Genomic DNA, 26,034 nt, shown 5'->3' on the forward strand with positions numbered 1-26,034 from the left:
GCCGCCCCCTACACAAAGGACTAAAACGATGAAAAAACTAGCAACTCTTATCTCTGCTGCGGTACTTTCTGCTTCGATGTCTGCAACGGCATCGGCACAGGACACGATGGCAATTGTTGTATCTACTCTTAACAACCCATTCTTTGTAACCATGAAAGAAGGCGCAGAGGCAAAAGCAAAAGATTTGGGTTATAACCTGATCGTTTTGGACTCTCAGAATGACCCAAGCAAAGAGCTGTCAAACATTGAAGATTTAACCGTTCGTGGCGTCAAAGCGATTCTGATCAACCCAACCGATTCTGACGCAGTATCTAACGCAATTCGCATGGCTAACCGTTCTAATATCCCTGTACTTACTCTTGACCGTGGTGCTAGCCGTGGCGACGTAGTTAGTCATATCGCATCTGATAACGTAGTAGGTGGTGAAATGGCTGGTCACTACATCATGGAAAAAGTAGGTGAGAAAGCGAAAGTTATCCAACTTGAAGGTATTGCTGGTACGTCGGCAGCTCGCGAACGTGGTGAAGGCTTCATGAACGCTGTAAAAGGTTCTCAAATGGAGCTCCTTGCTAGCCAACCTGCAGACTTTGATCGTACTAAAGGCTTGAACGTAATGGAAAACCTTCTAGCAGCTAACCCTGATGTTCAAGCGGTATTCGCACAGAACGATGAAATGGCACTGGGCGCACTTCGTGCGGTTGAAGCAGCTGGTAAAGACGTGATGATTGTTGGCTTTGATGGCACAGAAGACGGTATGGCAGCGGTTAAACGTGGCAAGCTTGCTGCAACTATCGCTCAGCAACCTGACATGATCGGTGCATTAGGTGTTGAAACAGCAGATAAAGTACTGAAAGGCGAAAAAGTCGAAGAGTACATTCCTGTACCACTTAAAGTAGTGACTGAATAATCACCAGACTCCCTCTTTTGAGGATAGTAAAGCTCTCCTTTAACAAAAGGAGAGCTTTGAATGAAGCAAGCCTGTCTCGTCTAAGTTAATTTCGGCCTGTCATATCAAGGCAACCCCAAGTTAATTTATTTGAGTAAAAAGGAACAATGTATGAATAAACTCATCGTATTGGGTAGTGTGAATGCAGATCATGTGCTGCAAGTTCCTTCTTTCCCTAGACCGGGTGAAACTTTGCACGGTATGAATTACCAAGTGATTCCTGGTGGTAAAGGTGCAAACCAAGCTGTAGCCGCGGCGCGCCTTGGTGGAGATACTGGTTTTATTGCCTGTGTAGGCGATGATGCGTTTGGCATTAACATTCGCGAAGCATTCAAAGCTGACGGTATCAATATCGCGGGTGTGCAATTGGAGCCAGGAACCCCAACAGGTATCGCGATGATACAAGTGGCAGAAAGCGGTGAGAATAGTATTTGTATTTCTGCAGAAGCGAACGCAAAGTTAACTACTGCTCGCGTTGAACCACATAGGGCGATGATTGAAAGCGCAAAATATTTGCTGACACAGCTTGAGACTCCTATTGAAGGCATAGAGTATGCGGCAAAACTGGCAAAACAATCGAAAACTAACGTAGTCCTAAACCCCGCACCAGCGATGGCGTTACCAGACTCTCTGCTTGAGTGTGTTGATGTGATCACGCCAAACGAAACAGAAGCGGAAGTACTTACTGGTATTACAGTTACTGACGATGAGTCAGCACAAGAAGCAGCGAATGAACTTCACCGTAAAGGCATTGAAATTGTCATGATTACGCTAGGTTCAAAAGGTGTATGGTTAAGTCAAAATGGTCGCGGTGAGCGTATCCCTGGTTTTAAAGTAGATGCTACGGACACCACGGCTGCGGGTGATACATTTAATGGCGCGTTGGTTACTGGTTTAATTGAAGGAAAATCGATTGAAGAGGCGATCGTTTTTGCTCATGCTGCTGCCGCTATTTCGGTGACTCGATTTGGTGCTCAGACTTCCATTCCTTCGCTAGATGAAGTAAAAGAGTTTTTAGAGCAAAAAGCTTAAAATAAGGCGCTGATATTAGGCGACTACAATGGATAAGCAGTAGCGGAGAGCATTGCCCAATGGCAACGATGAAGGACATAGCAAGACTAGCTGGCGTATCCACATCGACAGTGAGTCATGTCATCAATAAAACTCGGTTTGTGAGTGAAGAGATTTCGGAGCGTGTGAATAGCGCAGCGAAAGAGCTGAACTATGCCCCCTCAGCACTAGCTCGTAGCTTAAAAATGAACCGTACACGAACAATTGGAATGTTAGTGACAACCTCAACCAACCCGTTTTTTGGTGAGGTGGTAAAAGGGGTAGAACGTAGCTGTTATCATCAAAACTACAACCTTATTCTGTGCAATACAGAAGGGGATACTGAGCGCATGAGAGCATCCATCGATACGCTTCTGCAAAAGCGTGTTGATGGGCTGATTCTTATGTGTTCGACACTAGAAGGTGAGAAACTGGATATCTTCGACCAGTATCCAACAATACCGGTGGTAGTGATGGATTGGGGGCCTATCCATTTTGAAAGTGACAAAATTCAAGATAACTCTTATCTAGGAGGTTATCTAGCGACTAAGCACTTGATCGAATGTGGGCATAGGGAAATCGGTTGTATCACTGGACCATTGAATCGCCATCAGGCTTTGATGCGTTACGAGGGCTACAAAAAAGCCCTAAAAGAACATTCGTTGCTACTAAATCCCGACTGGATTATTGAGTCAGATTTTGAATGTGATGGTGGAGCTAAGTCTCTAGAGATATTAATGTCTCGTGGTGCATTACCGAGTTCGATATTTGTGTGCAATGACATGATGGCGATGGGCGCCATAAATATCGCTCATGACAAAGGCGTAAAGGTGCCCGAAGAGCTGTCTATAATCGGCTATGATGATATTCACATAGCAAAATACATGACGCCTGCTTTAACAACGATTCACCAGCCTAAATATCGGTTGGGTAAAGCTGCAGTTGAAACCTTGTTAGCCAAAATAGATAAAACGACAGAGGTTCCTGACGTAGTACAGTTAGAGCCAACCCTAGTGGTGAGAAACAGTGTAAAGTCAGTATTGTAGGCTGTTCGCGACAAAATAAAAAAAGCACCTCGCATTTGGCAGGTGCTTTTTTGATGTTATTGGTATGTGTTTCAATTACAGCGTTCTACTGAGAATTTACAGCGCGTTAGTGAGAATTTCTCGGCTGACGTCTAGGGTAATTGCTTGATTCTCACCTAACTTAACATAGCCATTTTGCTTAAGCTTCGCTAAGACTGCCTCTACTGCATCAGACTTGTCACCGCTTACTTCGGATAGTTGAGCATCAACATTTAGGCTGGCATAGAAAGCTTCAATTGCACTGATGGTGCGCTCCGCTAGATCATCGCTATCTTCTAATTGGAAGACGTTGCGTCCCATCTGCTCAATTTTTCCACGCTTGAAAGTCATCTGACTGCGTAGCAGTGACGGTTGAATAATCGCCAGTGAGCGAGCGTGATCAACATTCCAAAGAGCGGTCAGTTCGTGGCCGATCATATGAGTAGCCCAGTCTTGAGGCATCCCTGTACCAATTAAGCCGTTAAGTGCTTGGTTAGCTGTCCACATTAAGTTTTCACGCCACGCATCGTCACGTTGCTCAAACTTAGCCCCAAGTTGAAGCAGGTTACGTAGCAGCACTTCGGCATACCCTTCTTGAACCATGTTGCCTGTCTGAGTGGTGATGTATTGCTCACAAACGTGAACCCATGCATCAACAAGCCCATTAATCAGTTGACGCTCTGGCAATGTCTTCATTGCATCCGGATCGAGTACTGCGAACTGAGGACGAACTAGTGGTGTCATGAAGCCCAGCTTTTCATGAGTCGACTTCTTGGTGACAACCGCCCCCATGTTTGACTCGGAACCTGTTGCTGGTAACGTCAGTATTACTCCGATAGGCACAGCAGTTTCGGGTTTATATTGGCCTGTAATTAAGTCCCAGCTGTCGCCATCGTGTAATGACGCTGCGGCGATGTACTTAGTTCCATCAATAACAGAACCACCACCCACTGCGAGCAAATAATCAACGCCTTCAGATTTAACCAGTTCGATAGCCTTGTCTAAGGTCTCTTTAGTAGGGTTGGCTTCTACGCCTGAGAACTCTAACCATTTGTGATTTTGCAAAGCTTCAACGACTTGATCGTAAACTCCGTTGCTTTTAATGGAGCCGCCGCCATAGACAACGAGTACTTTGGAGGACGTTGGTATGCTAGAAGAGATCTGTGCAATTTGGCCTTGGCCGAAATGAATTACTGTAGGATTTACGTAGCTAAATTTCATGGTATTGCCTCACATTCCAATGTAGTAAATGCACCTTAATTATGGAGAGGGTGCATTGCATTTATGCTACTTATGTTTGGGGCAGATAGATCAGGCTTCAAGTGTTAAACCTGATCTATCTGTAATGATGGACGAATTAATGCGCAGTTAAGAGCAATTAGGAGATAGGCCAGCAATCTCTCGTTCTTGCTGTAGTTCTTTATGGAATGCTTCTAACTGGGTTTGTGCGACGGCAGGATCGTTGATGGATGAACTCATCTTAACGAATTTGCTCACCGCTCGATCAACGCCCTCAGTGTTATCACGGTCAAAGTCGATCAGGGCCTGCATAGCGACTCCTGCTTCCTTATAAGATTCTTGAGACGCACTCTCGGCAGCAAGTGCTGAGCGGTAAGCATTATCATGTTGACAGGAAATTAATGCGTTCACCGAAGCATCGATATCGGGACCAAAATCCAACGAAGGCTTAGCGGGTGCCGGTGCTTTCTGTTGTTGTGCTTCTTGTTGTTGGTCTTTGGCGTATCCATCTACGGCTCCAGCAGTACCGCCGGCTAGAGCCCCAGCCGTAACATTTCGACTCAATCGGTAGGTGTCTACTTCACCGTCAACGATTAGATCGGTAAGTGCTCCCAGCATACCGGCAGAGACAGCACCGACTGCAGCGCCTTCTGCAGCGCCTTGTGTAGTATTGGCACCACAGCCGAATAGTACGACAGAAGAAATGGCGACAGCTAATAGCGAACGTACTTTCATGATCAATTCCTTGTCATTGATAGTTATTGAGCCAGTATAGGATGGAACTGCAAATTTTTCTCCATTTAATTAGTATGTTAGCGAAGTATCTAACATACTAACCTGATGCAAAATGGATTCATTAATTAACTAGCTTAGGTGGTATTAGCAAGAAATATAATACTCTGTTATTTGGCCTATCGAATCATTCTTAATCTGTATTCTTGACGCAAAATAAGTGCCCCGTTATTTCAGTGTAACAGCAATTAATTGCGAGACATTTCTTAAAAACCATCAATAGAATTCTCAATAAAGGCTCAAAAGTTACACTTTATTTTTGTCGTATCTAAAGTGTGTTTCTGAGATGTAATTGAATTGTAAATTCATAAAAAAGTCGTAGTCCTTATGATTCATTGCATCATTGTGAAATTTTCTACTAGTTAAGAAAGGATTCGTAATGGAACATACTAGAAAGCTCACACCTACATTGAATGTAGGTTCTCTAAGCTTATTAGCACTGGTTTGTGCTGCTTCACTATATGGTAATAATGCTCAAGCGAACGCATCACAAACTGACTGTCGTCCAGATGGCTTATATCAGACACCAGGCATAACGGTACCTTATTGCACTATTTATGATGCAGAGGGGAGAGAGTTGATGGGGGCGGACCACCCACGCCGAGTAATTGGTTACTTTACGAGTTGGCGTTCAGGGGATGATCCTCAGGCTGCCTACTTAGTTAAAGATATTCCTTGGGACCAATTAACTCATATCAACTACGCGTTCGTCAGTATAGGCTCAGATGGCAAAGTTAATATTGGTGACGTTAATGATCCGAATAATGTTGCGGTAGGTCAGGAATGGCCGGGTGTGGAAGTTGATCCTGTGCTTGGCTTTAAAGGCCATTTTGGGGCGTTAGCGACAGCGAAAAAGAAACACGGTGTAAAAACCCTGATCTCTATAGGAGGCTGGGCTGAGACCGGTGGCCATTTCGCTACCGACGGTACACGAGTTGCTGACGGTGGTTTCTATACTATGACCACTAATGCTGATGGATCGATTAATCATCAAGGAATTGAAACCTTTGCTACTTCAGCCGTTGAAATGATGAGAACGTATCAGTTTGATGGTTTGGATATTGACTATGAATATCCTACCTCTATGGCAGGCGCGGGTAACCCAGATGACAAAGCGTTTGCAGAAAGCCGAAGAGCACATCTTTGGAAGTCGTATGAAGTGTTGATGAAAGTACTGCGTGAGAAACTGGACGCGGTCAGCGCTCAAGATGGTGTGCACTATATGTTGACGATTGCGGCACCATCCTCAGGCTACTTACTACGTGGTATGGAAACCATGTCGGTGACCCAATATCTTGATTATGTGAATATTATGTCCTACGACCTTCACGGAGCATGGAATGACCATGTAGGCCATAACGCAGCCCTTTATGACACAGGTGAAGACTCTGAACTGGCACAATGGAACGTCTATGGTACGGCAGCTTATGGTGGCATCGGGTACCTAAACACTGATTGGGCTTATCACTATTTCCGTGGTTCCATGCCTGCTGGTCGAATCAATATTGGTGTTCCGTACTATACCCGAGGATGGCAAAACGTTTCTGGTGGCAACAACGGCCTATGGGGACGAGCACCACTTCCAAATCAATCTGAATGCCCGGCAGGAACAGGAGAGGGAGAGAAAAACAACTGTGGATACGGTGCTTTAGGTATCGACAATATGTGGCATGACAAAGATGCTAACGGCAACGAAATGGGCGCAGGTTCTAACCCTATGTGGCATGCGAAGAACTTAGAAAAGGGTATCTGGGGCTCCTATGCACAAGCCTATGGTCTAGATCCTGTAAACGACCCAAGTGATAAGCTTGTAGGAACCTACACTCGTAACTATGACAGCGTTGCCGTCGCCCCCTGGCTGTGGAATGCAGAAAAGAACGTTTTCCTTTCTACCGAAGATGTGGAATCTATTGATGTAAAAGCGCAATACGTCATTGATAAAGAAATTGGCGGCATCATGTTTTGGGAACTTGCGGGTGACTACAATTGTTATGTACTAGACGTTAATGGTAATCGTGGAGCGGTTGATCTTACGGAACAAGCATGTGCAACTGGTAATGGTGAATATCATATGGGTAATAGCATGACCAAAGCCATGTACGACAAATTCTTGAGTGCTAGCCCGTATGGCAATAAAGTCGCTACGGGGGCGATACCAACTGAGGCTGTTGATATTGCTGTTTCTATCGATGGTTTCAAAGTAGGTGACCAAAATTACCCAATCAATCCTAAAATCACTTTCACCAACAATACAGGCACCGACATTCCAGGTGGCACTGAGTTTCAATTTGATATTCCTGTATCGGCACCGGACAACGCTAAAGACCAGTCTGGCGGTGGATTAACAGTTATCGCTTCTGGTCATACTAGAACGAATAATATCGGTGGTCTAGACGGACCAATGCATCGCGTCGCCTTTACGCTACCAAGCTGGAAGAGTTTAGCTGCTGGGACGAGCTATGAACTGGATATGGTGTACTACCTACCTATCTCCGGTCCTGCTAATTATGCAGTCAATGTTAATGGTGTCGACTATGCATTTAAGTTCGAACAGCCTGATCTTCCTCTTGCTGACTTGAACGCTGGTGGTGGGAATAATGGCGGTGGCGATGGAGGTGGTAACTCTGGAACGTGTAATACCACAGGAGTTAATGCTTATCCAAACTTCCCTCAAACGGACTGGAAAGGTGACCCTAGCCACGCGAGTGGTGGTGATAAAATGAGTCACAACGGAGTGGTTTACAAAGCGAAGTGGTGGACGAACTCGGTACCAGGAAGTGACGGTAGTTGGGAACAAGTCTGCGTTATCTAATAGATAGCAACTAAACAACAAAGCCGCCAAGTTATATTGGCGGCTTTTGTAATTTATTTCATAGAGTTTTAGTCTGCAAATACATAGCCTTCCGGTACTACAACAATACCTTTCTCTGAGATATGAAAACGCTCCGCGTCTTGTGATGGGTTTAGGCCAATCACTGTGCCGGCAGGAATGACAACGTGCTTGTCGATAATACAGTTTGCTAATTGACAGTTTTCACCGACGGTAACCTCTCCAAACAAAATACTGTCAGCAATGGTCGCACCATCATTGATTCTTACGTTAGATGACAGAATGGAGTGGTGGACTGAACCACCAGAATTGACCACACCGTTGGCGATAATCGAGTTAATAAATATGCCTTCGTTCCCTGTCGCAGAAGGGACAGTGCGTGCTGGAGGCAACTGAGGTTCATATGTCCGTATTCCCCAGTTTTCTTGATATAAATTCATTGGTGGAACAGGCTCTAGTAAGTCCATATTCGCCTCATAGAACGAATCAATGGTGCCGACATCTCGCCAGTAGCAATCTCGTGCCACGCGGCCTTTATCTTGGCCGAAGTTGTAAGCATAAACACCTTGTGAGTCTATCAACTTAGGAATGATATCCTTTCCGAAATCGTGACTTGAACTATCGAGTTCAGCATCATCTTCTAGAGCTTGCTGAAGTGTTTCCATATCAAATACATAGATGCCCATAGAGACAAGGGAACGACGAGGGTCTGACGGCATGGCCGCTGGATCTGCCGGTTTTTCAGCAAATGCTGTCACTTGCGACTCAGCATTGGTCGCCATTACTCCAAACGCACTGGCTTCATCTCGCGGAACGTCCATACAAGCAACCGTAAGCTTAGCGCCAGTTTGCTTGTGCTCTTCAACCATAGCTGCGTAATCCATACGATAGATATGGTCGCCTGACAACACAACTACGTGCTTAGCATCACTTCGTGAAAGGAGCCACATGTTGTGATAAATAGCATCGGCAGTGCCTTCATACCATTTGCCGCCTTTTCTCATTTGCGGTGGTACGACGGTAATAAATTCTTTTAGTTCGGGATTGAAGATCGACCAACCGTCTCGGATATGTTTATGCAAGGAGTGAGACTTGTATTGAGTGAGAACTAGAATTTGTCGTAATCCAGAATGCAAACAGTTGGTTAGCGTAAAGTCTATAATTCGGTATTTGCCACCGAAGGGTACGGCAGGTTTAGCGCGGTTATCGGTTAGAGGGCTTAACCGTGAACCCATGCCTCCTGCGAGAACAATCGTAAGAACATCTTGCATCGTCTTCTCCCTGAATGTGTGCAATTTTTATTGGGGGTCTATTAATCCTTACAAGATCTAAGCCATATCGTAACTTACTGATTATTCGACGCTATGGAGTTTCTTAAGTTGAGCTTTGCACCATTTTAGTGATGTCTATTCGAAAGTTGCACCCGAATAGCAGCAGTGATATCGCATTGACTCAATATGGTGCAACTTGCAGAATTTTAACTTCGATAGTTATGGAAATGTCATGCATCACAAATATATATTTATAGAATTGATATAGTCTTCCAAACTGATAAGAACAGGTATTCCCAATGAGATTTATATTGCGCGCTATTGCTGCCTTACTATTACTGTTTTCCTTACCGAGCCTGGCATTAAGCCCATCGGATATCGTCGTCAAATCTGACCAATCTATGCGAGGCGATTCAAGCTATACCGAACTCACCATGCGCATTATCAGGCCTGATTGGACGAGAACAATGAGTATGAAGAGTTGGACCAAAGGGCAAGACCTTTCCCTTGTCTTGGTTACGGCACCTGCAAAAGATAAAGGTTCTGCCTCGCTAAAACGTCAACGGGAAATGTGGAACTGGTTACCGAATATTGAAAGGGTGGTAAAGATTGCGCCATCTATGTTGGGACAATCATGGATGGGATCGGATTTTACCAATGATGACCTCATAAACCAGTCTTCCATTGTGGTTGATTACACACATGAGTTAGTGAAAGAAGAGAGTTTCGATGGTGAGCAAACTTGGGTCATTGACGCGTATGCTAAGCCGGATGCGCCAGTAGTTTGGAGTAAGGTAAGACTGTGGATTTCAAAAGAGACCTTCTTACAACGTAAAGCGGAGTTCTATGATGAGTTTGATGAGAAGGTAAATACAATGCAAACCTTTGACATCAAGGAATTAGGTGGACGTAAAGTGGCAACACGTATGGAGATGATTCCAGCTGATAAACCCGGACAGAAGACAGAAATGATCACTCATCAGGCACAGTTTAATTTTGCTATTGAAGACAGCTTCTTCTCTCAAAGCCAAATGAAAGCGTTGCGCGACTAGCGCCTACATGAAAACAAGGAGTGAGCGTTCATCATGTTATTAAAACTGGCTTGGCGAAATCTGTGGCGACAAAAACGCCGAACCTTGCTAACCGCATCGGCGCTGGCATTAGCCCTTTTTTTGTCTCTGTTAACTCGTAGCTTTCAAGAAGGAAGCTACAACGCCAACATAGATAACGCGGCACGCTTTTATACCGGGCTCATTCAATTACAGCACCCAGAATATGCTGAAAGCAACAGTATCGATGATGTGATATCGGGTGACCTGGAACAGTTTCCTTATCTAAAGAACATGAATAGTGTTAGCTATATTTTGCCGAGACTTGAGTCTGTCGCATTGGCTGCGGCCGATGACCGCTCTAAAGGTGTGTTGGTTTTGGGCGTGGATCCGGAGGCAGAAGATCGTTATTCACATATTAGTGGTAAAGTCAGTTCTGGGAATTTCATCGATTCTGACAGTAACGGTGTTTTATTGGGCGAAGGACTAGCCTCGTACTTAAAACTGAACGTAGGTGATGAAATAATACTCTACGGTCAAGGTTACAGAGGACACACTGCTGCGGGGCTTTACACTGTAAATGGATTGCTTCATTTCCCAGTGAAAGCACTGGATAACCAAATGGTTTATATGCCGATCAAGCTTGCACAAGAGCTATACAGTACTGGTGATCAAGTCACTTCTTGGGTATTGCACACCGACTCCCTTGATGACGTTGCAACTGTCGAAACAAAGCTTAAAGATCATTATCAGGATCAATTGAAAGTTAGGGGTTGGCAAGACCTATCCCCTGAAATGGCGCAACAAATTGCCTTGGATCGTGCAGGTGGAATTTTCTTAATTTACATCTTATATGGCATTGTTGGTTTTGGTTTGTTTGCGACTGTCATGATGATGACACTGGAACGGCAGCGAGAGTTTGGCGTCATGCTTGCAACGGGTATGGTACGACGTCAACTACTGGGGTTGTTATTCATTGAATCGGCGTTCATTTGTCTTTTAGGTATTGTTATCGGTACGCTATTGACCATGCCAGTTCTAGGTTATTTCTTCTTAAATCCTATCGAGATAACAGGTGATGCTGCTCAAATGATGCTTGAAGCCGGCTTCGAGCCGATTCTTCCGGTTCACCTCGATCTTTCGTTATTTATGACCCAAGCCGTGGCTGTCACGTTCATCTTATTATTGTGTCTAGTCTACCCAAGTTGGCGTCTCTATCGTCTCAATCTGGTTTCTGCGCTAAAAGGGGGATCACATGCTCATTAAATTGGCGTGGCGTAATCTATGGCGCAACAAAATTCGCACCGGGATCATGGCGGGCGCTATGGTATTCGGTCTGGTGGGGGTGGTTGCCATGATGGGATTCATGAATGGTATGACTGACAACATGGTCCATAATGCTATTGCTTGGCAAACCAGTCATTTACAGATCCATAATCAAAGATTCGATGAGAATCCTGATATTAAAGACACCGTAATTGGTGATAAGCAAATTGAAGCTGCACTTGAGGCAAACTCGAATATCAATCAGTGGGTATCTAGGTTCGTTGTGGATGGCATGATGGCATCAGCTCGCAGCACCCGTGGTGTAACGGTATTGGGCATAGATTCGACCAATGAACGTGACTTTACACCAATTGCAGAACGTCTCGTTGATGGGGAGTGGCTTGATGAAAAAGGTCGTAACCCGATATTAGTGTCGGCCAAAAATGCGCAGCGTCTAAAGCTTCGCGTGGGCTCTAAGGTGGTGATTACGTTTACCGACCCTGAAGGAGAGGTGACGGGAGCGGCATTCCGAGTTCGCGGTATCTTTAAAACGCCATCATCAGCTTACGATGATGGTCACGTCTTAGTCCGAAAGTCCGACATCCAATCTCTGGCACAACTTAATGGAGTTCATGAGTATGCCGTCCAAGTAACCGCAAAGGCTAACGCTGACAGTGAAGAGCAAGTACGACATGTTGTCTCAGACCTGCAATCGCTCATTCCAAGTGGTAACGTGGTACAAGGTTGGTATCAATTGCAACCGTTATTGGCAACCATGATTAATACGATGAAAATCAGTAATCAAGTGATGTTGACGGTTTTTGTCGTGGCGATGGCGTTTGGTATCGTCAATATCATGTTGATGTCGGTTTTTGAACGTACTCAAGAATTTGGCGTTTTAATGGCCGTGGGAATGCAAAAGCACAAGATTTTTATGCTGGTGATGCTAGAAACTGTGTTACTAGGTAGCTTAGGTGCCGTTTTAGGTATTGTATTTAGCAAAGCACTTATTGCTATTTTAGGTCACACGGGGTTGTCACTTGGTTCTATGGCGCAAGGGTTAGGCGCTTATGGCGTAGATACGTTACTGTTCCCAACGGTCTCCAATGAACAATACCTGATGGTATTTGTCACCGTGTTTATCGCCTCTATAGTGGCTGCGCTCTATCCTGCACGACAAATCCTTAAACAGAAGCCGGTTGAAGCCATGTCTGATAAGAAATAATCAAAAGGTAAGTGAATTGAGATGACCATAGAGATAAAGCAGCTTAATAAAATCTATAACCCAAAAAGTGAATTTCCGGTACATGCGGTTCAAGACTTATCTTTGACGATTGAGCAGGGAGAGTTTGTCGCCATTATGGGACCGTCGGGGTCAGGAAAAACAACTATCCTCAATATGTTAGGGGGCATTGATACCCCTACGTCTGGAGAAGTATGGATTGAGGGAAGTAACATTTGTCAGCTATCTGAGAAACAACTCATTGCATTTCGCCGTGACAACATCGGGTTTATCTTCCAGGACTATAGTTTGTTACCTGTCCTGACTGCTCAAGAGAATGTCGAGTTTGTCATGCAACTACAAGGCGTAGCAGAGAAGCAGTGTCAGCAGCGTGCAATTGAGTTATTGGCCCAAGTGGGGCTTGAAAATCAGAAAGATAAACGGCCACCAAAAATGTCTGGGGGACAACAACAACGTGTCGCCGTCGCACGTGCTCTAGCGCCAAGACCACGATTTGTGATGGCAGACGAACCGACAGCCAACCTAGACGCAAAAAGTACCTCAGAACTGTTAGATATTATGCAACACCTTAACGAAGTGGAAGGAACGACATTTATATTTTCCACCCATGATCCTCGAGTGATAAAAAGGGCAAAGCGTGTCATTGTGTTTGAAGATGGCAAACTGGCGTCCGACAAACTGCAAACTGAGCTTACCACGGAGCTAGAACACTAGTTATGTGGAAAAAGTTAGTCACCACCATTTTTATTGTTGGCGCAGCTGTCTATATGGTAGAAGTGAAAGCAGAGATACCGGGGCTACAGCCAGAGAAGAACTGGGACCTAACCGGTTATGTGAAATACATGGCGTCAGGAGGCATTCCAGATCACGGAGAGAATACCTTAGATCACCTTATACATCAGCGATTTAACTACGAGTATCGCTTCTCTTCCTCATTTCGTTTTAATGCAGGCATGCGCAATAGAGTACTCGCTGGCGATAGCTTAAGTGCGCCTTACTATTCAGAGATTATTGCGGCAGACAATGGATATTTTGACCTATCAAGAAACCTCGTCGATAACGACAACATGATCATCAACAGTCAGTTTGACCGTTTGTATTTTGATTGGAAAGGGGATGATTGGAGCTCAAGAATAGGACGTTATCGAGTCAATTGGGCGATGAACACCATTTGGAATCCTAACGATCTGTATAACTCGTACTCGATATACGACTTTGACTATGAAGAAAGACCAGGAACCGATGCGATATCGCTCAGCCGCAAACTTGGATTCGCGAGTAGTATAGACCTTGTCTACAGTCCCAACAAAGACAGCAATTTACAGAGATATTCTGCTCGCTATCTGTTTAATCACAACGGTTGGGACATGCAGGTTCTTGCTGGACGCTCAGGTTTGGATTACGTTGTAGGTGGTGGTTTTGCCGGTGATATTAATGGCGCTGGCTTTAGAGGGGAGCTGACATGGTTTGACCCATGGAAGTCTGAGTATCAAGGTCAATCTTACGAAAAGACCATCGTATCAAGTATTGAGACTGACTATAGTTTTGGTGGAAGACGCAATTGGATAGGGCGAGCATCGGTACTTTATATTAGTGAACCACAACAAGCGATTGATGCGGCGGTATATTTAACTTTACCTCTCACCGCGAGAACTCTGAGCTTCACTAAATTCACGGGCTACGCCGATTTAGGTTTCGACATTACACCATTGTCGCGATTTACCATGTCTGGTAGTTACTATCAAGATGGCTCTTTTTTCGTTGGTTTGTCGAACAGCTACTCATTGTCTGACGACTGGCAATTACTTACCGTATTACAGCGTTTTGATGGCAGTTCGGGAAGCTTGTTTGGAGCAACCCCCTCAACACTGCTGTTTGCCAACATCAAATGGTCATTCTAATTACTTAGATGATGAGTCGTTTTCTCTAAAACTAACCGAAACCACGCACTGAAGGTTGCTGGCTCCGCCTTCATGGTTTGCTCGATATCAGACCGCTGCCACCATTCACACTGTTCTGCTTCGTCTGCATTAAGGTTGAACTCGACCTTGTTCGATTTAGCAATAACCACGTGATCAAGTTCATTCTCAGTTAAACCATTGCTGAATTTAGCACAATAACTAACGGTACCAATATCGATGAGTTCGAGTGGGGTCGTTATGCCAAGCTCTTCGACAAGACGACGTTGTGAAGCAGAGATAATCTCTTCATCTGGACGTGGATGTGAACAGCAGGTATTGCTCCACAATCCACCACTGTGATATTTATTGATCGCGCGTTTCTGAAGTAAGAACTCAAGTTGGCCAGCGTTATAACGATAAATAAGCACTGAAAAAGCCAAATGTTTAAGGCCTAAACGATGGGCTTCCAGCTTCTCTTCGGTACCGATTGGTTTCCCAAATTTATCGACGACGACAACCAGTTCACAACTCATATTCTATCTCACGCTTGCTTAATGACCGCTTTGAACACTGCGGTTTTTCTTTTATTTCACCGCGCCAACCAGCGAGGGCGCGCATCATAGCACAAAAGATCCAGTGATGAAGAGTGAAGGGGAAGATTAATTCACAACATTGATACTAAAGATGAAGAGAGATGGATCATTAATGTATTGATTGGGCTCATTCTTTCAGATGTGGATGAGAGTAGCGTTGGTACCTCGGTAACTGATTTCTTAGATTATTGAATGTCGCTCTAGCACTTTGGGTCGAGAGTTTATTCATCAACCAGTCGGGTAATATTCCACCAGGGTCTGCATAGGCTTTGTATTCGATAAGTGTCGTACCGTTGGTCAGCTTTTGTAGATTCCAACTCGCATCGACAGAGGTAATTCGAATATAACCCTCTTGTATCGGTAATGAGGATTCAGGCGCATCGTTAATTTCGATAGTGAAACCATAATCGTCGACCCAATACTTCGAGTAGGTAACCATATCGCGGTCTCTCGCTGGCCAAGGCGCTTTAAACTGGGTATAAACGATGTTTTCGTTGATTGATATTTGCCTTAACACTCGGCTATGGCTGGCGTTATCTATCCAGTTGGGGACGTTTTCACTATCTTCTAATAAGGTTAAGAAGGCGCTATAAGTTGTTGGTGTAAACATTTGCGCTCGGATTTCGACTAAGCCATCGGTATGTTCTCGAGTGTAGATAGTGATTCCGTCATTATCACTGTCAAATTGCCAATAGCTATTTTCTTCAGCGCTTAATGAGCCTGTCAGCAGTATCGTCGAGAACAGTAAAATGATGCGTAAAACGTCCATGTTTCACCTGTTGAATGTCGATTTCTTGCATTAAGCATATACAATTTTATTCGAAAAATCAGGGTAGTAGACATTTGAAGTAAAAGAATGGAAGTAGAAGTAGATAGGTAGAAGTAGGGAAAGGCTTCCCAAAAAGTAAGAGCCAACAGGGTTAGGCGCACTTGTTGGCTCTTTAGGTTGTAATGAATATTAGCCTTCGTTACGCTTTCGGCTTACCAAGTGATTTGACGCCGCCGCTGCTAATAGCGCACCTCCAATTACCAAAGTTTGGTAGTAGGCAGGCACGAGAGTGAGCATACCAACCGTTAAGGTCATGATAATCAACGCACCAACAAACGAACGCAATACTTTACCTTCACCACCACTAAACGCTGTACCACCAATTAACACCACAAGAATCGCGGTTAACTCCATACCGTCACCTGATAGTGGGTCACCAAGCGACATAAAGCTCGAGCGAGCAATACCCGCAAGCGCAGCTGTTGCACCGACAATGGCGTAGAGCGTGAAGACGACTAGCCCAGTCTTAATTCCCGATAATTTAGCCGCGGTAGGGTTACCACCCGTCGCTGCGGCGTACTTACCTAGTAAAGAGCGGTTCTGTAGGATGATGAGCAGAGCCGTAACCCCCACCGCTACCCAAAACGCCATTGGCAAACCAAGTAAAACCGCATCGCGACCATAGTCGTTAAACCATGCTGGCATTTTTAGATCGCCCATGGACTTGATTGCTGACACGCCATCTTCAACGAGAAGCAGTGCGATACCTTTATACAGACTCAAGGTAATTAAGGTGGCAATAACGGGAGTGATATTAAACTTCACCACTAACAAGCCGTTGAATGCACCCAGCAATACACCACAAAACACGGTAATGGAGAAAGCTGCCCACATTGGAACACCATTGATGGCGAGAAGGGCGTATATGACCGCCGTGAGTCCCATGGTGCTACCAACGGATAAGTCGATGTAACCCGAAACCATTAGCAAGGTAAATGCGCCGGCTAGCACCAACAGTGGGGCGGAGACGCGTAAAATGTTGATGACGTTTTTCTTATAAAGAAAGTTTCCGCGCTCAAACAGTGCATACTGATCTAAGTTAACGCTACTTAGAAAAATAACAATCGCTGCTAATACAAAGTAGATGTAATAGTTACGAAAAAACTCAGCCACTTGTCCGCCCAGTGCAGGTGATGGTACTGGCGACGGGACAGATGATGAATTAAGTGATTTGGTTGAATCGGACATAACGTTTCCCCTCTTTATTTGTTTCTAAGGGACAGTGCCCAAGTTTGAGCAGTAATTGCTAAGAAAACGGCGACTGCTTTGAGTATGAATTGCCAATCCGGTGAGAGAGTTAGACCAGTTGCAGCCGAGGTTACCACCGCCAAGATAATGGCACCAAAGAACATGCCAATGACAGAACCGAAGCCGCCAGCAATAGCAATACCGCCAAGTAGCGCAATAACCAATGCGTCAAACTCCATCAGTAAACCACGATTAGAAAAGCCTGACTTAAACTCTGAGGACAGCAGGATGCCAACAATGCCGGCCACTAGCGCACTAAATAGATACAAGTAAGTAATGTGTTTGGAATTATCGATACCTGACAGCTTTGCGGCTTCAGGGTTGGCGCCAATCCAATAGGTGATGCGGCCAAATACGGTTTTACGCTCAATAAAAATGGCGACGAAAAATAGAATGAGCATAAACAGGACTGGGAATTGCATGGAGGTGCCAAACACTTTCAAATTGCCTAGCAAGCCAAACTCCTCGGGCAAATTGGTGTTACGTTGCGAGCCTTGAGTAATTACCTGAGCGATACCTCTCGCCACCATCATAGTACCTAGCGTGACGATGATGGATGGGATGCGAAACTTCACGACGAACAGAGCGTTCAGACCACCGATAGCTAGCGCACCCATTAAAGCGCCGACCACGGCTAACCAATAAGGTAAGCCTAAACCTGTGGACAGAGCAGAACCGCCACCTATGGCTTGAGCAAACCAAACCGACAGTACGCCTGAAAGGGCGACTATACCGCCAACAGAGAGATCAAAGTTGCCGGAAATCAACAAGAAAGAGACACCAACACCAAGAGAAATTACTGCCCAGTTATTGGTAATCAGGTTAAGCATGTTTTGAACTTGGAAAAAGTTCGGGACAAACGCTGACGCAACAAGAAAGAGTCCGATAGCGACAAATGCCACTAACAAGGTGATGTACATTTGGTCGCTCACCCTTCGATACTCGACTGGCGAGTGATTAGGCTTTACTGACGTGTTCATTATACTGCCTCCTCAAGGCCACCCGTAGCGGCATTTAAAATAAAGTTAGTGTCGACGTTCGGTCCATTCTTGATTTCAGACACCAGAGAACCGTCATAAAGTAAGAAGATTCGATCACAAACGCCCAAGATCTCTTCAAGTTCTGTTGAAAACACCGCGACTGAGTTGCCTTCGTTGGCGAGGCTTTTCACCAAGTCATAGATCTCTTTTTTCGCTCCCACATCTACGCCGCGAGTGGGTTCATCGAGTAGAAGAAGCTTTGCCTGTGAGAACAGACATTTAGCGATAACCACTTTTTGCTGATTACCACCGGAGAGTTTCTCTGTGTGCTTTTCTATTGAGCTGGTGGCAATAGATAGCTTATCGACGTAATCAATCGCCGCATTCAGCTCATCATTTTCTCTGAATACCCCGAAGTCAGACATTCTTGGTAGATTCATCACTGGGATATTTTCTCGAATGGTTAAATTGGTAAATAAGCCTTGAGTACGACGCTCTTCAGGAACGAGTGCAATACCCGCAGCAATGGCTTCACGTGGCGAATTACCCACATCTTTGCCATTGAGGCGAATTGTGCCAGAGACTTTGTCGGCACCGAAGATCGCACGTGCAATCTCGGTTTTTCCAGCGCCAACCAAACCATAAAACCCAACAATCTCGCCTTTTTTGATATCAAACGAGACATCTTTGAGGCGGTGGTTATTAAGGCGTTGCACCGCAAGGAACACTTCATCGGTAATGGCATCGCGCGGGGAATAATCGTGCATGATGCTGCGACCAATCATCATATCGATAAGCTCTGCGCGGCCATCGACTTCAGACATGGGTTTGGTTGCGATGTGTTTGCCATCGCGCATGACGGTGACGCGGTCGCCTAGGGTTAAAATCTCGTCCAGTTTGTGAGAGATATAAATAACCGTCACGCTTTGTTCTTGTAGCCTTCGAATAACGGTAAAAAGTCTTTCGACTTCTCTTTCCGACAACGCAGCTGTTGGCTCATCCATAATGATGACGTTCGCGCCAGATGACGCGGCACGGGCAATTTCAATAATCTGCTTTTGAGCGACACCTAAGGTCGAGACGCGAGCATATGGGTCGATAGACGGCTCGATGGTCGCTAAGGTCTCGATTACGCGATCCTCCAGATCTGATTTAATTAAAAAGCCAAATCGGCTCTGTTCCATACCCAGCGTTAAGTTTTCAAGTACAGTCAATTCATCAACGACGTGTAGCTCTTGGAATAAAGTGGCGATGCCCGATTCACGTGCTGACTGAGTGCCAGTAGGTCGGTAATCCTTACCGTTCACTTTCATAGCGCCTTGAGTAGGCTGAATAGCACCGGTGATCATTTTTACCAATGTGGATTTTCCTGCGCCGTTCTCGCCAATCAAGCAGTGAACGGTACTTCGTTCAATTGCAAAGCTCACATCGTTAACTGCCCGAACACCGGGGTAGTCTTTAATCAGCCCTTCAATTGATAATACAGGTGTTGAATTGTGACTATTCAAGATGATCTCTCCTTCAGTGGTTGCACCTTCGATACTGCTAGGCCACAGATGACATGACAGATGAAGCGAGTTTTTCCTTAACACTGAGATGTTGAATAAATGAGTAACATATAAGGTCGGCGGTCTAGCCGCCGACCTTAAGCCTAGGTTAGTTGCTGAACTGAGCGTCTAGCCATTGCTCTGCATCAGGTTTTGGCATTGACCAGTAAGAGATGGTGTAAGCCTTGTAGAAGAACTCTTCTGCTTGATCTTTTGTCGGAGCGACTTTTTTGTTGATTACGTCCATAACCAAGTCGATACGACCACGTGCAGTCTCAATCGGTGGAAGACCCATAGAGACTTTTAGGCTTGATTCAGGGTCATAGATTTGACCAAATTCGACCGAGTCAAAGTCAACACTGGCGACGATCTCTGTCACCGGTTTGCCATCTTTGAACTTGCCGCGGCCTAGCTGGTTAAGACCTGCCATTGTGCCAACGGTTAAGTTAGAGGCTTCGGAATAAATTAAGTTAACTTCTGGCTGTTGAGTAAGAAGGTCAACGATGATCTGTTTCGCAGCTTCTTGGCCGCCGCTAGCATCAAGAGCGCCTAGGTTTTTCGCTGTTGGATCAACCGAAAGCACACCTTCTGCAAATGGGTTAGTTCGACCAGAACTTACCTCGGTATGGTTTGGCCAACCGAGTTGAACCATGACGATTGGCTTGTCAGGATTCGCTTCCTTCCATGCTTTTGCCATTTGTGCGCCCATATCGAAAGAAACGGTCGCTTCATCACTTCGAGCCGTTGGAATGCCGGTATCAGTGATTGGGCTAAAGAAAGACGTCATAGCGATGTTCTCTTCTAATGCTTCTTCAACACCTGGTGTCGCTGCTTCGCCATCCCATATATGAAGTGAGGCACCATCAAATGCACCTGCTGCTACTTGGTCAACGTTTTGCGTCATTACCGCTGAATCGGCTTTGCCATCGAAGATAACCACTTCAGCACCGTACTTCTCTTTTGCGTAGCGCTTTGCTTCCGTCGCTTGAGATTGATGGAATACGTTAGACAAATCAGAAACGAAAAACGCGATTCGTTCATTTGCATGTGTTGTGGCAGCTAGGCTTGAAGCGACAATAATACTCGTAGCGATAAGTCCTTTATTAAATATCTTTTTCAAAGTCACTGACTTCATAATTTTCTCCATTTGTATTTGCTATTCACTCGTCGTCTTTGGAGCAACATCTGCTTCGTCTCTATAAAACAGCTTGGTTCTTATTAAGCCAAAAGCAGCACAACACGTTGTTCTCGATGATGTGAATTATCTTTCAGACAGGTGAAATATATTTCACGTGTTAAAAGGTAGTGAACAAAATGTAGCCGGTCAATGCTATATCGATACAATACGTATCACTTTGGTCGTTATTTGTGATCTAACGCACTTAAATGGTCAAAACGATACGATTGGTATCATTTTAACTTGTAAAAGTCTTTTTCTATGATTACTTTTTACTCAGATGAAATAAATTTCACACCTTGTTAACCAAGATTGCCAAGATAAAAAGCTATTGAGTGTTAGCGAAATGTGAAGCCTATATAAAGGCAGAAAGCAGTAATAAAGGTAGAGATATGACGATGAACGAACGTGACGACATATTGAGACAGACAGCAAAGATCTTAACGTTGCGATATATGGAAAATCGCAGCCAGTCGGATATTGCTAAGCAGCTTGGGTTGTCCACAGCGAAAGTGAATCGTGTCATTAAGCAAGCGCATGATGATGGTCTAGTTGAGATTACCTTAAAGCTTCCACAAGAAAGAACGCATACATTAGAACAACGCTTGTTGGAAAAATTTGGCTTGAAAACTGCGGTGATTCAGCCAAGTCTCAGCCAGGATGACGAAGTCGTTACTCGCCAAGTGGCACAGGCAGCAGGTGAACTACTTATAGAAACCATCAAGCCAGACAGCATTATTTGCATCAGTGCGGGTAAAACTATGGCGCAGATTGTTGAGCAGCTAAAACCTATGCACTTTCCGAATGTGAGAGTGGTTCCGGCTACAGGGGGTATTCAGGGGCACCACTTCACAGACGTGAACTACCTAGCAAGCAAATTGGCAGAAAAGCTGGGTGGAACAAGTACGCAACTCCACGCACCGCTTTTTGTAGATACCGACGAACAGCGCAACATCTTGATGGAGATGCGTAGCATTAAAGACGTTCTCGACTTGGCTCGAAACGCAGATATTGCCTTGGTGGGTATTGGTTCCGTCGCCAGTGAAAGTGACAGCTACTATGACCTGCGCTCGTTAAGTGGCCATGAAACTGAAACGCTGATCAGCGCCCAATGTAAAGGGGAAGTACTAGCCCATCTTTATGATGCACAAGGCGATAAATGTGCGGAACACATCAACCAAAAACTTGTCGGCCTCAATCTTCAAGAACTCGATAGCATCGAACACAGTTTCGGTGTAGCAGCAACTCGCTCTAAAGTGTCCGCCATGTTAGCGGCATTGAGAGGCGGATTGATCAACGGGTTAGTCTCGGACGAAGACACGGTCGCCAGTGTATTAGAACAAGCAGAATAGGGAATCAACATGCAAACTAGAGAAATCGGAAATTCAGGTATTCAAGCATCAGTCATCGGTCTTGGCACGTGGGCAATGGGTGGTTGGATGTGGGGTGGAACAGATGAGAAAGCCTCCATTGATGCCATTCATGCTTCTTTAGATCACGGCGTGTCTTTAATTGATACCGCTCCAGCGTATGGACTTGGTGTGTCTGAAGAAATAGTGGGCAAGGCAATCAAAGGACGCCGCGACAAGGTAGTACTGGCAACCAAATGTGGTTTGGTTTGGCATACCAACAAAGGTAATCACTTTTTTGATGAGAATGGTAAGCCAGTGCATCGTTATCTTGGTGCTGATGCTATCCAACATGAAGTGGATCAAAGCCTAAAGCGTCTGCAAACGGATTATCTCGATCTCTACATTACCCACTGGCAAGACCCAACTACGCCGATTGCTGAAACCATGGAAGCATTATTGGCGCTAAAGAAAGCCGGTAAGATCCGCGCCATCGGGATCAGCAACGCTAATCAAGCGGAGTTGGAACAGTATCAACAAACAGGCGTTGTCGACGCGGTGCAAGAGAAATATAACCTCATCGAGCGTCAGTTAGAGCAAACCTTGTTGCCGTCAACCATCAAAACTAATGTCGCGTGTCTTAGCTACTCTTCACTTGCCATGGGGTTGCTGAGCGGAAAAATCACCCCTGAACGTGTTTTCACTGGCGATGACCAGCGCATCACTGATCCTATGTTTACTATCGAAAACCGCCGTTGGGTACAAAAGTTCTGTCAGTCCATTGAGCCGATTGCTCGCCAGAAAAATGTAAGTGTTGCACAGCTAGTGATTGCCGCAACACTGCAACAGCCAGGCATCACTTATGCCCTCTGTGGTGCACGAAATGCAGCTCAAGCAATAGAAAATGCCGCAGCAGGAAATGTGGTGCTATCTCAGGAAGAGGTGAAGTTTATTGATGCAAAATCCCGTGAGTTTTTTGGCGAGTTGGAATTGGCGTAACGACGCATCGTAAGGAAAGCGGAAAACAGTGGCAGGGAGCAACAATGAATAACAACTCAACCGCCTTTAGGCGATTAAAAGAGAATAGTAACTTTGACGTCGTGGTCATTGGCGGAGGAATCAATGGTATTAGCGTTTTTCGAGAACTGGCATTGCAAGGTGTGAAGGTCTTGTTAGTCGAGAAAGATGACTTTTGTTCTAAGGCCAGTGCTGCGCCATCTCGCATGATACATGGCGGACTTCGCTATCTAGAAAATGGTGAGTTTCAATTGGTGAAAGAAGCACTCTATGAGCGAAATCGCCTACTTGATAACGCGCCTCATTTTGTTGCTCCTTTAGAAACCACTATACCTATTTTCTCTACCTGGTCTGGTATGTTTGATGGCCTGTTTAAGTTCTTAGGATTGAAAGACAAGCCTTCACAGCGCGGTTCTGTGGTCATCAAAATTGGGCTGAGTCTTTACGATTGGTTCACCAAGCGTGATCAATTGATGCCAAATCACCAGATGCACTCATCTCGCTCAACACAAAAACGCTGGCCGATGATGGGGGGTGACGTAAAGAGCAGTGCCACATACTTTGATGCGTGGATTAGCTCACCCGAGCGCCTCGCCTTGGAATTGATTCAAGAAGGGGTAGAAGCGGGTGGTGTTGCCCTAAATTACACTATGGTCTCTGGGTTAGAGCAAGGGCAGCTGACTATTTCTAACCACGAGGTTGCCGAGTCCATCCAAGTTAAAACGCAGCATGTGGTCAACGCGACGGGTGCTTGGGTCGACACGACCAATGGATTACTTACTGCACCTAGCCAGTATATGCAGGGGACGAAAGGGTCGCATATTATCGTCGATAACTCAGAGCTGTTGGCTGAACTGGATGGCAATATGCTGTTTTATGAAAACAGCGAAGGACGAGTTTGTATATTGTTCCCGTATTTCGGAAAAGTATTGATCGGCTCGACGGATATTCCCGTGAGCGACCCTGAATCGGTGCGTTGTACTGACGAAGAAATTGATTACATTATCGAATCACTTAGAGGCGTGCTACCAAACTTGGATATCAGTCGTGAGCAGATCGTCTATCAGTTCTGTGGCGTGAGACCACTTCCGTCAGTCAATACCTCGACCACAGGGCAAATCCCCCGCAGTCATTCATTGAAACAAGACAAGATTGGCGACACTCTTATCTATTCGCTTATCGGAGGCAAGTGGACAACGTTCCGTGCCTTTGGTGAGGAAGTGGCAGATGAACTTTTAGCATCGTTAGGTAAAACGCGAGTTTGCGATACCAAACAAAGAGCAATAGGTGGTGGTAAGGGTTACCCTGTCACTGATTCATCAAAAGCGACTTACTTAGCCTCATTAAGTGAGCGTCATCCGCAATATTCACAACGCCAAATGGAAACTTGGTTTCAGCGCTACGGCACGGCCTGTGAATCACTGCTTGGTGCACTTCAAGGAACACAAGATAAAGCGCTGTCGTCACTCGATGACTACACCCAAGGCGAGCTCAAGTTCATTCTGGAACGTGAGTATGTATCGACAACGTTGGATGTGCTGCTTCGCCGTACCTCGATAGCGATTAAAGGCAAGTTAACTGAGGAAAGCTTCGAGGAGATTTCCAATTTGGTCGCTGACCACTTTTCTTGGAGTCAAAGCGAGCGCGATAAAGATAGAGCTCAATCAAAGCAAGTGTTGCTGGATTTCCATGGCGTTGAATTGGACGCCTTACCAAAAGTTTCAAAACCCACATTACAACCTACCGTTACGGAAAATGAACAACTATTAGATGGAGAAGAGTATGTATTTAACCAGTAAAGTCAGGATGAATCGCCTATTTAAGCAAGGGCGTTGTTTGGATGTGGCTATCGACCACGGCGTGTGCAACGAGCCTTCATTTTTAGATGGGCTAGAAAACATGTCTTCAGTGGTAAAACAACTAGTGGATGCCAAGCCAGATGCGATTCAGATGAATGCGGGTCAAGCTGACTTACTGCAAACTGTCGATGGCAAAGACAAACCTGCACTGGTCATGCGAATCGATTTGGGTAACCCATATAACGCAGAGCGTCACCGCCACATGTGGGCATTACTACAAAATGCGGAGCAGCCTCTTATTCAAGCCCTTCAAATGGATGCGGCATGCGTTGTAGTGAACCTATTCATGCTGCCTGATGAACCTGACTTGTTTAAGCAATGTGTTGCCAACATAAGTAAGGTCAAAGCTGAGTGTGAGAAATACGGTATGCCACTGATGATCGAACCCTTGGTGATGCAGCCTAACAGCCAAGGACAGGCTTATATGGTCGACGGTGACTGCGAAAAGATTGTCACCTTGGTGCGTATGGCACGTGAGCTAGGCGCTGACATTATCAAGGCCGATCCAACCAGCCAAGCGGAAGACTTCCATAAAGTCGTTGAGGCGGCAAGGTGCCCGGTACTGGTTCGCGGCGGTGGACGTGAAGACATTGAATCTGTGTTTAGCAAAGCACGAGCACTGCTCGATCAGGGTGCGCTTGGCATGGTGTATGGACGCAACATTTATCAACACCCAAATCCAAGCCGCGTTGTCGATGCTTTGATGGCGATGATTCACAACGGTGCGTCTACCTCAGAAGCAATGAACATCTACATTGGCGATAAATAGCAGATACAGAACTAA

General features: G+C 45.3%; 22 protein-coding genes. 13 read left to right on the forward strand and 9 right to left on the reverse strand.

Translation table 11 applies throughout. The features are described from left to right. Positions 1–28: 28 nt before the first annotated feature. The 3 genes from rbsB (at position 29) to HW45_RS09430 (ending at position 3,042) form a co-directional block, all read left to right on the forward strand. A complete protein-coding gene (rbsB, locus tag HW45_RS09420; RefSeq protein WP_006070510.1) occupies positions 29–907 on the forward strand; it encodes a ribose ABC transporter substrate-binding protein RbsB in 879 nt (292 codons plus the stop codon). 150 nt (positions 908–1,057) lie between these two features. Beyond that, positions 1,058–1,978: a ribokinase gene (gene rbsK / locus HW45_RS09425; protein WP_038226568.1), complete on the forward strand. Its 921-nt coding sequence runs from the start codon at positions 1,058–1,060 to the stop codon at positions 1,976–1,978. 59 nt (positions 1,979–2,037) lie between these two features. Further along, the gene (locus tag HW45_RS09430) at positions 2,038–3,042 is read left to right on the forward strand and encodes a substrate-binding domain-containing protein (RefSeq protein WP_038226569.1); all 1,005 of its coding nucleotides are present in this window, start codon (positions 2,038–2,040) and stop codon (positions 3,040–3,042) included. Positions 3,043–3,138: 96 nt separating this feature from the next. Here HW45_RS09430 and HW45_RS09435 read toward each other — a convergent pair whose 3' ends face one another. Together HW45_RS09435 and HW45_RS09440 are read right to left on the reverse strand one after the other, a co-directional pair. Beyond that, positions 3,139–4,281, reverse strand: coding sequence for an iron-containing alcohol dehydrogenase (locus HW45_RS09435; protein WP_038226570.1), 1,143 nt, complete (start codon positions 4,279–4,281; stop codon positions 3,139–3,141). Positions 4,282–4,428: 147 nt separating this feature from the next. Next, entirely contained in the window at positions 4,429–5,034 is a 606-nt protein-coding gene (locus tag HW45_RS09440; RefSeq protein WP_038226572.1) for a hypothetical protein, read from the reverse strand. Positions 5,035–5,500: 466 nt separating this feature from the next. Here HW45_RS09440 and HW45_RS09445 point away from each other — a divergent pair, with 466 nt between their 5' ends. After that, the gene (locus HW45_RS09445) at positions 5,501–7,903 is read left to right on the forward strand and encodes a chitinase C-terminal domain-containing protein (RefSeq protein WP_235225483.1); all 2,403 of its coding nucleotides are present in this window, start codon (positions 5,501–5,503) and stop codon (positions 7,901–7,903) included. A 68-nt stretch (positions 7,904–7,971) separates the two neighbouring features. Here HW45_RS09445 and glgC read toward each other — a convergent pair whose 3' ends face one another. Further along, entirely contained in the window at positions 7,972–9,216 is a 1,245-nt protein-coding gene (gene glgC / locus HW45_RS09450) for a glucose-1-phosphate adenylyltransferase (protein ID WP_327196410.1), read from the reverse strand. Positions 9,217–9,491: 275 nt separating this feature from the next. Here glgC and HW45_RS09455 point away from each other — a divergent pair, with 275 nt between their 5' ends. Genes HW45_RS09455 through HW45_RS09475 form a run of 5 tightly spaced genes read left to right on the forward strand, consistent with a single transcriptional unit; the run spans position 9,492 to position 14,651 of the window. Then, positions 9,492–10,244: an outer membrane lipoprotein-sorting protein gene (locus HW45_RS09455; protein ID WP_038226577.1), complete on the forward strand. Its 753-nt coding sequence runs from the start codon at positions 9,492–9,494 to the stop codon at positions 10,242–10,244. 33 nt (positions 10,245–10,277) lie between these two features. Further along, entirely contained in the window at positions 10,278–11,507 is a 1,230-nt protein-coding gene (locus tag HW45_RS09460) for an ABC transporter permease (protein ID WP_038226579.1), read from the forward strand. Continuing rightward, the gene (locus tag HW45_RS09465; protein WP_038226581.1) at positions 11,497–12,732 is read left to right on the forward strand and encodes an ABC transporter permease; all 1,236 of its coding nucleotides are present in this window, start codon (positions 11,497–11,499) and stop codon (positions 12,730–12,732) included. The genes HW45_RS09460 and HW45_RS09465 overlap by 11 nt, the downstream gene beginning before the upstream one ends. Positions 12,733–12,753: 21 nt before the next feature. After that, on the forward strand, positions 12,754–13,464 hold the full coding sequence (locus tag HW45_RS09470) for an ABC transporter ATP-binding protein (RefSeq protein ID WP_038226583.1): 711 nt from the start codon (positions 12,754–12,756) through the stop codon (positions 13,462–13,464). Positions 13,465–13,517: 53 nt separating this feature from the next. Next, positions 13,518–14,651, forward strand: a complete 1,134-nt coding sequence (locus tag HW45_RS09475; protein ID WP_235225485.1) for a hypothetical protein — start codon at positions 13,518–13,520, stop codon at positions 14,649–14,651. Here HW45_RS09475 and idi read toward each other — a convergent pair. The 6 genes from idi to HW45_RS09505 all read right to left on the reverse strand — a co-directional run bounded on the left by idi (position 14,648) and on the right by HW45_RS09505 (position 20,983). Continuing rightward, the gene (gene idi, locus HW45_RS09480) at positions 14,648–15,184 is read right to left on the reverse strand and encodes an isopentenyl-diphosphate Delta-isomerase (protein WP_038226586.1); all 537 of its coding nucleotides are present in this window, start codon (positions 15,182–15,184) and stop codon (positions 14,648–14,650) included. The genes HW45_RS09475 and idi overlap by 4 nt on opposite strands. A 187-nt stretch (positions 15,185–15,371) precedes the next feature. Next, positions 15,372–16,013 carry an START domain-containing protein gene (locus HW45_RS09485; protein ID WP_051867964.1) on the reverse strand — a complete coding sequence of 214 codons (642 nt, stop codon included), beginning with the start codon at positions 16,011–16,013 and terminating at the stop codon, positions 15,372–15,374. 189 nt (positions 16,014–16,202) lie between these two features. After that, positions 16,203–17,261 (reverse strand): ABC transporter permease, encoded by a 1,059-nt coding sequence (locus HW45_RS09490; RefSeq protein ID WP_038226589.1) that lies wholly within the window; start codon positions 17,259–17,261, stop codon positions 16,203–16,205. Between the two features lie 14 nt (positions 17,262–17,275). Next, complete coding sequence (locus tag HW45_RS09495; RefSeq protein ID WP_088878264.1) at positions 17,276–18,301, reverse strand: ABC transporter permease; 1,026 nt, start codon at positions 18,299–18,301, stop codon at positions 17,276–17,278. Then, positions 18,301–19,809, reverse strand: coding sequence for a sugar ABC transporter ATP-binding protein (locus HW45_RS09500; RefSeq protein WP_038226592.1), 1,509 nt, complete (start codon positions 19,807–19,809; stop codon positions 18,301–18,303). Before HW45_RS09500 ends, HW45_RS09495 begins: the two co-directional genes overlap by 1 nt. Positions 19,810–19,957: 148 nt before the next feature. After that, entirely contained in the window at positions 19,958–20,983 is a 1,026-nt protein-coding gene (locus tag HW45_RS09505; RefSeq protein ID WP_006070493.1) for a sugar ABC transporter substrate-binding protein, read from the reverse strand. Between the two features lie 434 nt (positions 20,984–21,417). On the opposite strand from HW45_RS09505, the gene HW45_RS09510 reads away from it, so the two are divergent. The 4 genes from HW45_RS09510 to HW45_RS09525 are packed head-to-tail and all read left to right on the forward strand — an operon-like array spanning position 21,418 to position 26,019. Beyond that, positions 21,418–22,377 carry a sugar-binding transcriptional regulator gene (locus HW45_RS09510; RefSeq protein ID WP_038226593.1) on the forward strand — a complete coding sequence of 320 codons (960 nt, stop codon included), beginning with the start codon at positions 21,418–21,420 and terminating at the stop codon, positions 22,375–22,377. Positions 22,378–22,386: 9 nt separating this feature from the next. Then, entirely contained in the window at positions 22,387–23,373 is a 987-nt protein-coding gene (locus HW45_RS09515) for an aldo/keto reductase (protein WP_038226594.1), read from the forward strand. A gap of 44 nt (positions 23,374–23,417) precedes the next feature. After that, on the forward strand, positions 23,418–25,190 hold the full coding sequence (locus tag HW45_RS09520; protein WP_038226595.1) for a glycerol-3-phosphate dehydrogenase/oxidase: 1,773 nt from the start codon (positions 23,418–23,420) through the stop codon (positions 25,188–25,190). Next, positions 25,174–26,019, forward strand: a complete 846-nt coding sequence (locus HW45_RS09525) for a class I fructose-bisphosphate aldolase (protein WP_038226596.1) — start codon at positions 25,174–25,176, stop codon at positions 26,017–26,019. The genes HW45_RS09520 and HW45_RS09525 overlap by 17 nt, the downstream gene beginning before the upstream one ends. Positions 26,020–26,034 lie beyond the last annotated feature (15 nt).

It is taken from the genome of Vibrio sp. ER1A, assembly GCF_000733315.1.
In the GTDB taxonomy this organism is placed as follows: Bacteria; Pseudomonadota; Gammaproteobacteria; order Enterobacterales; family Vibrionaceae; genus Vibrio; species Vibrio mediterranei.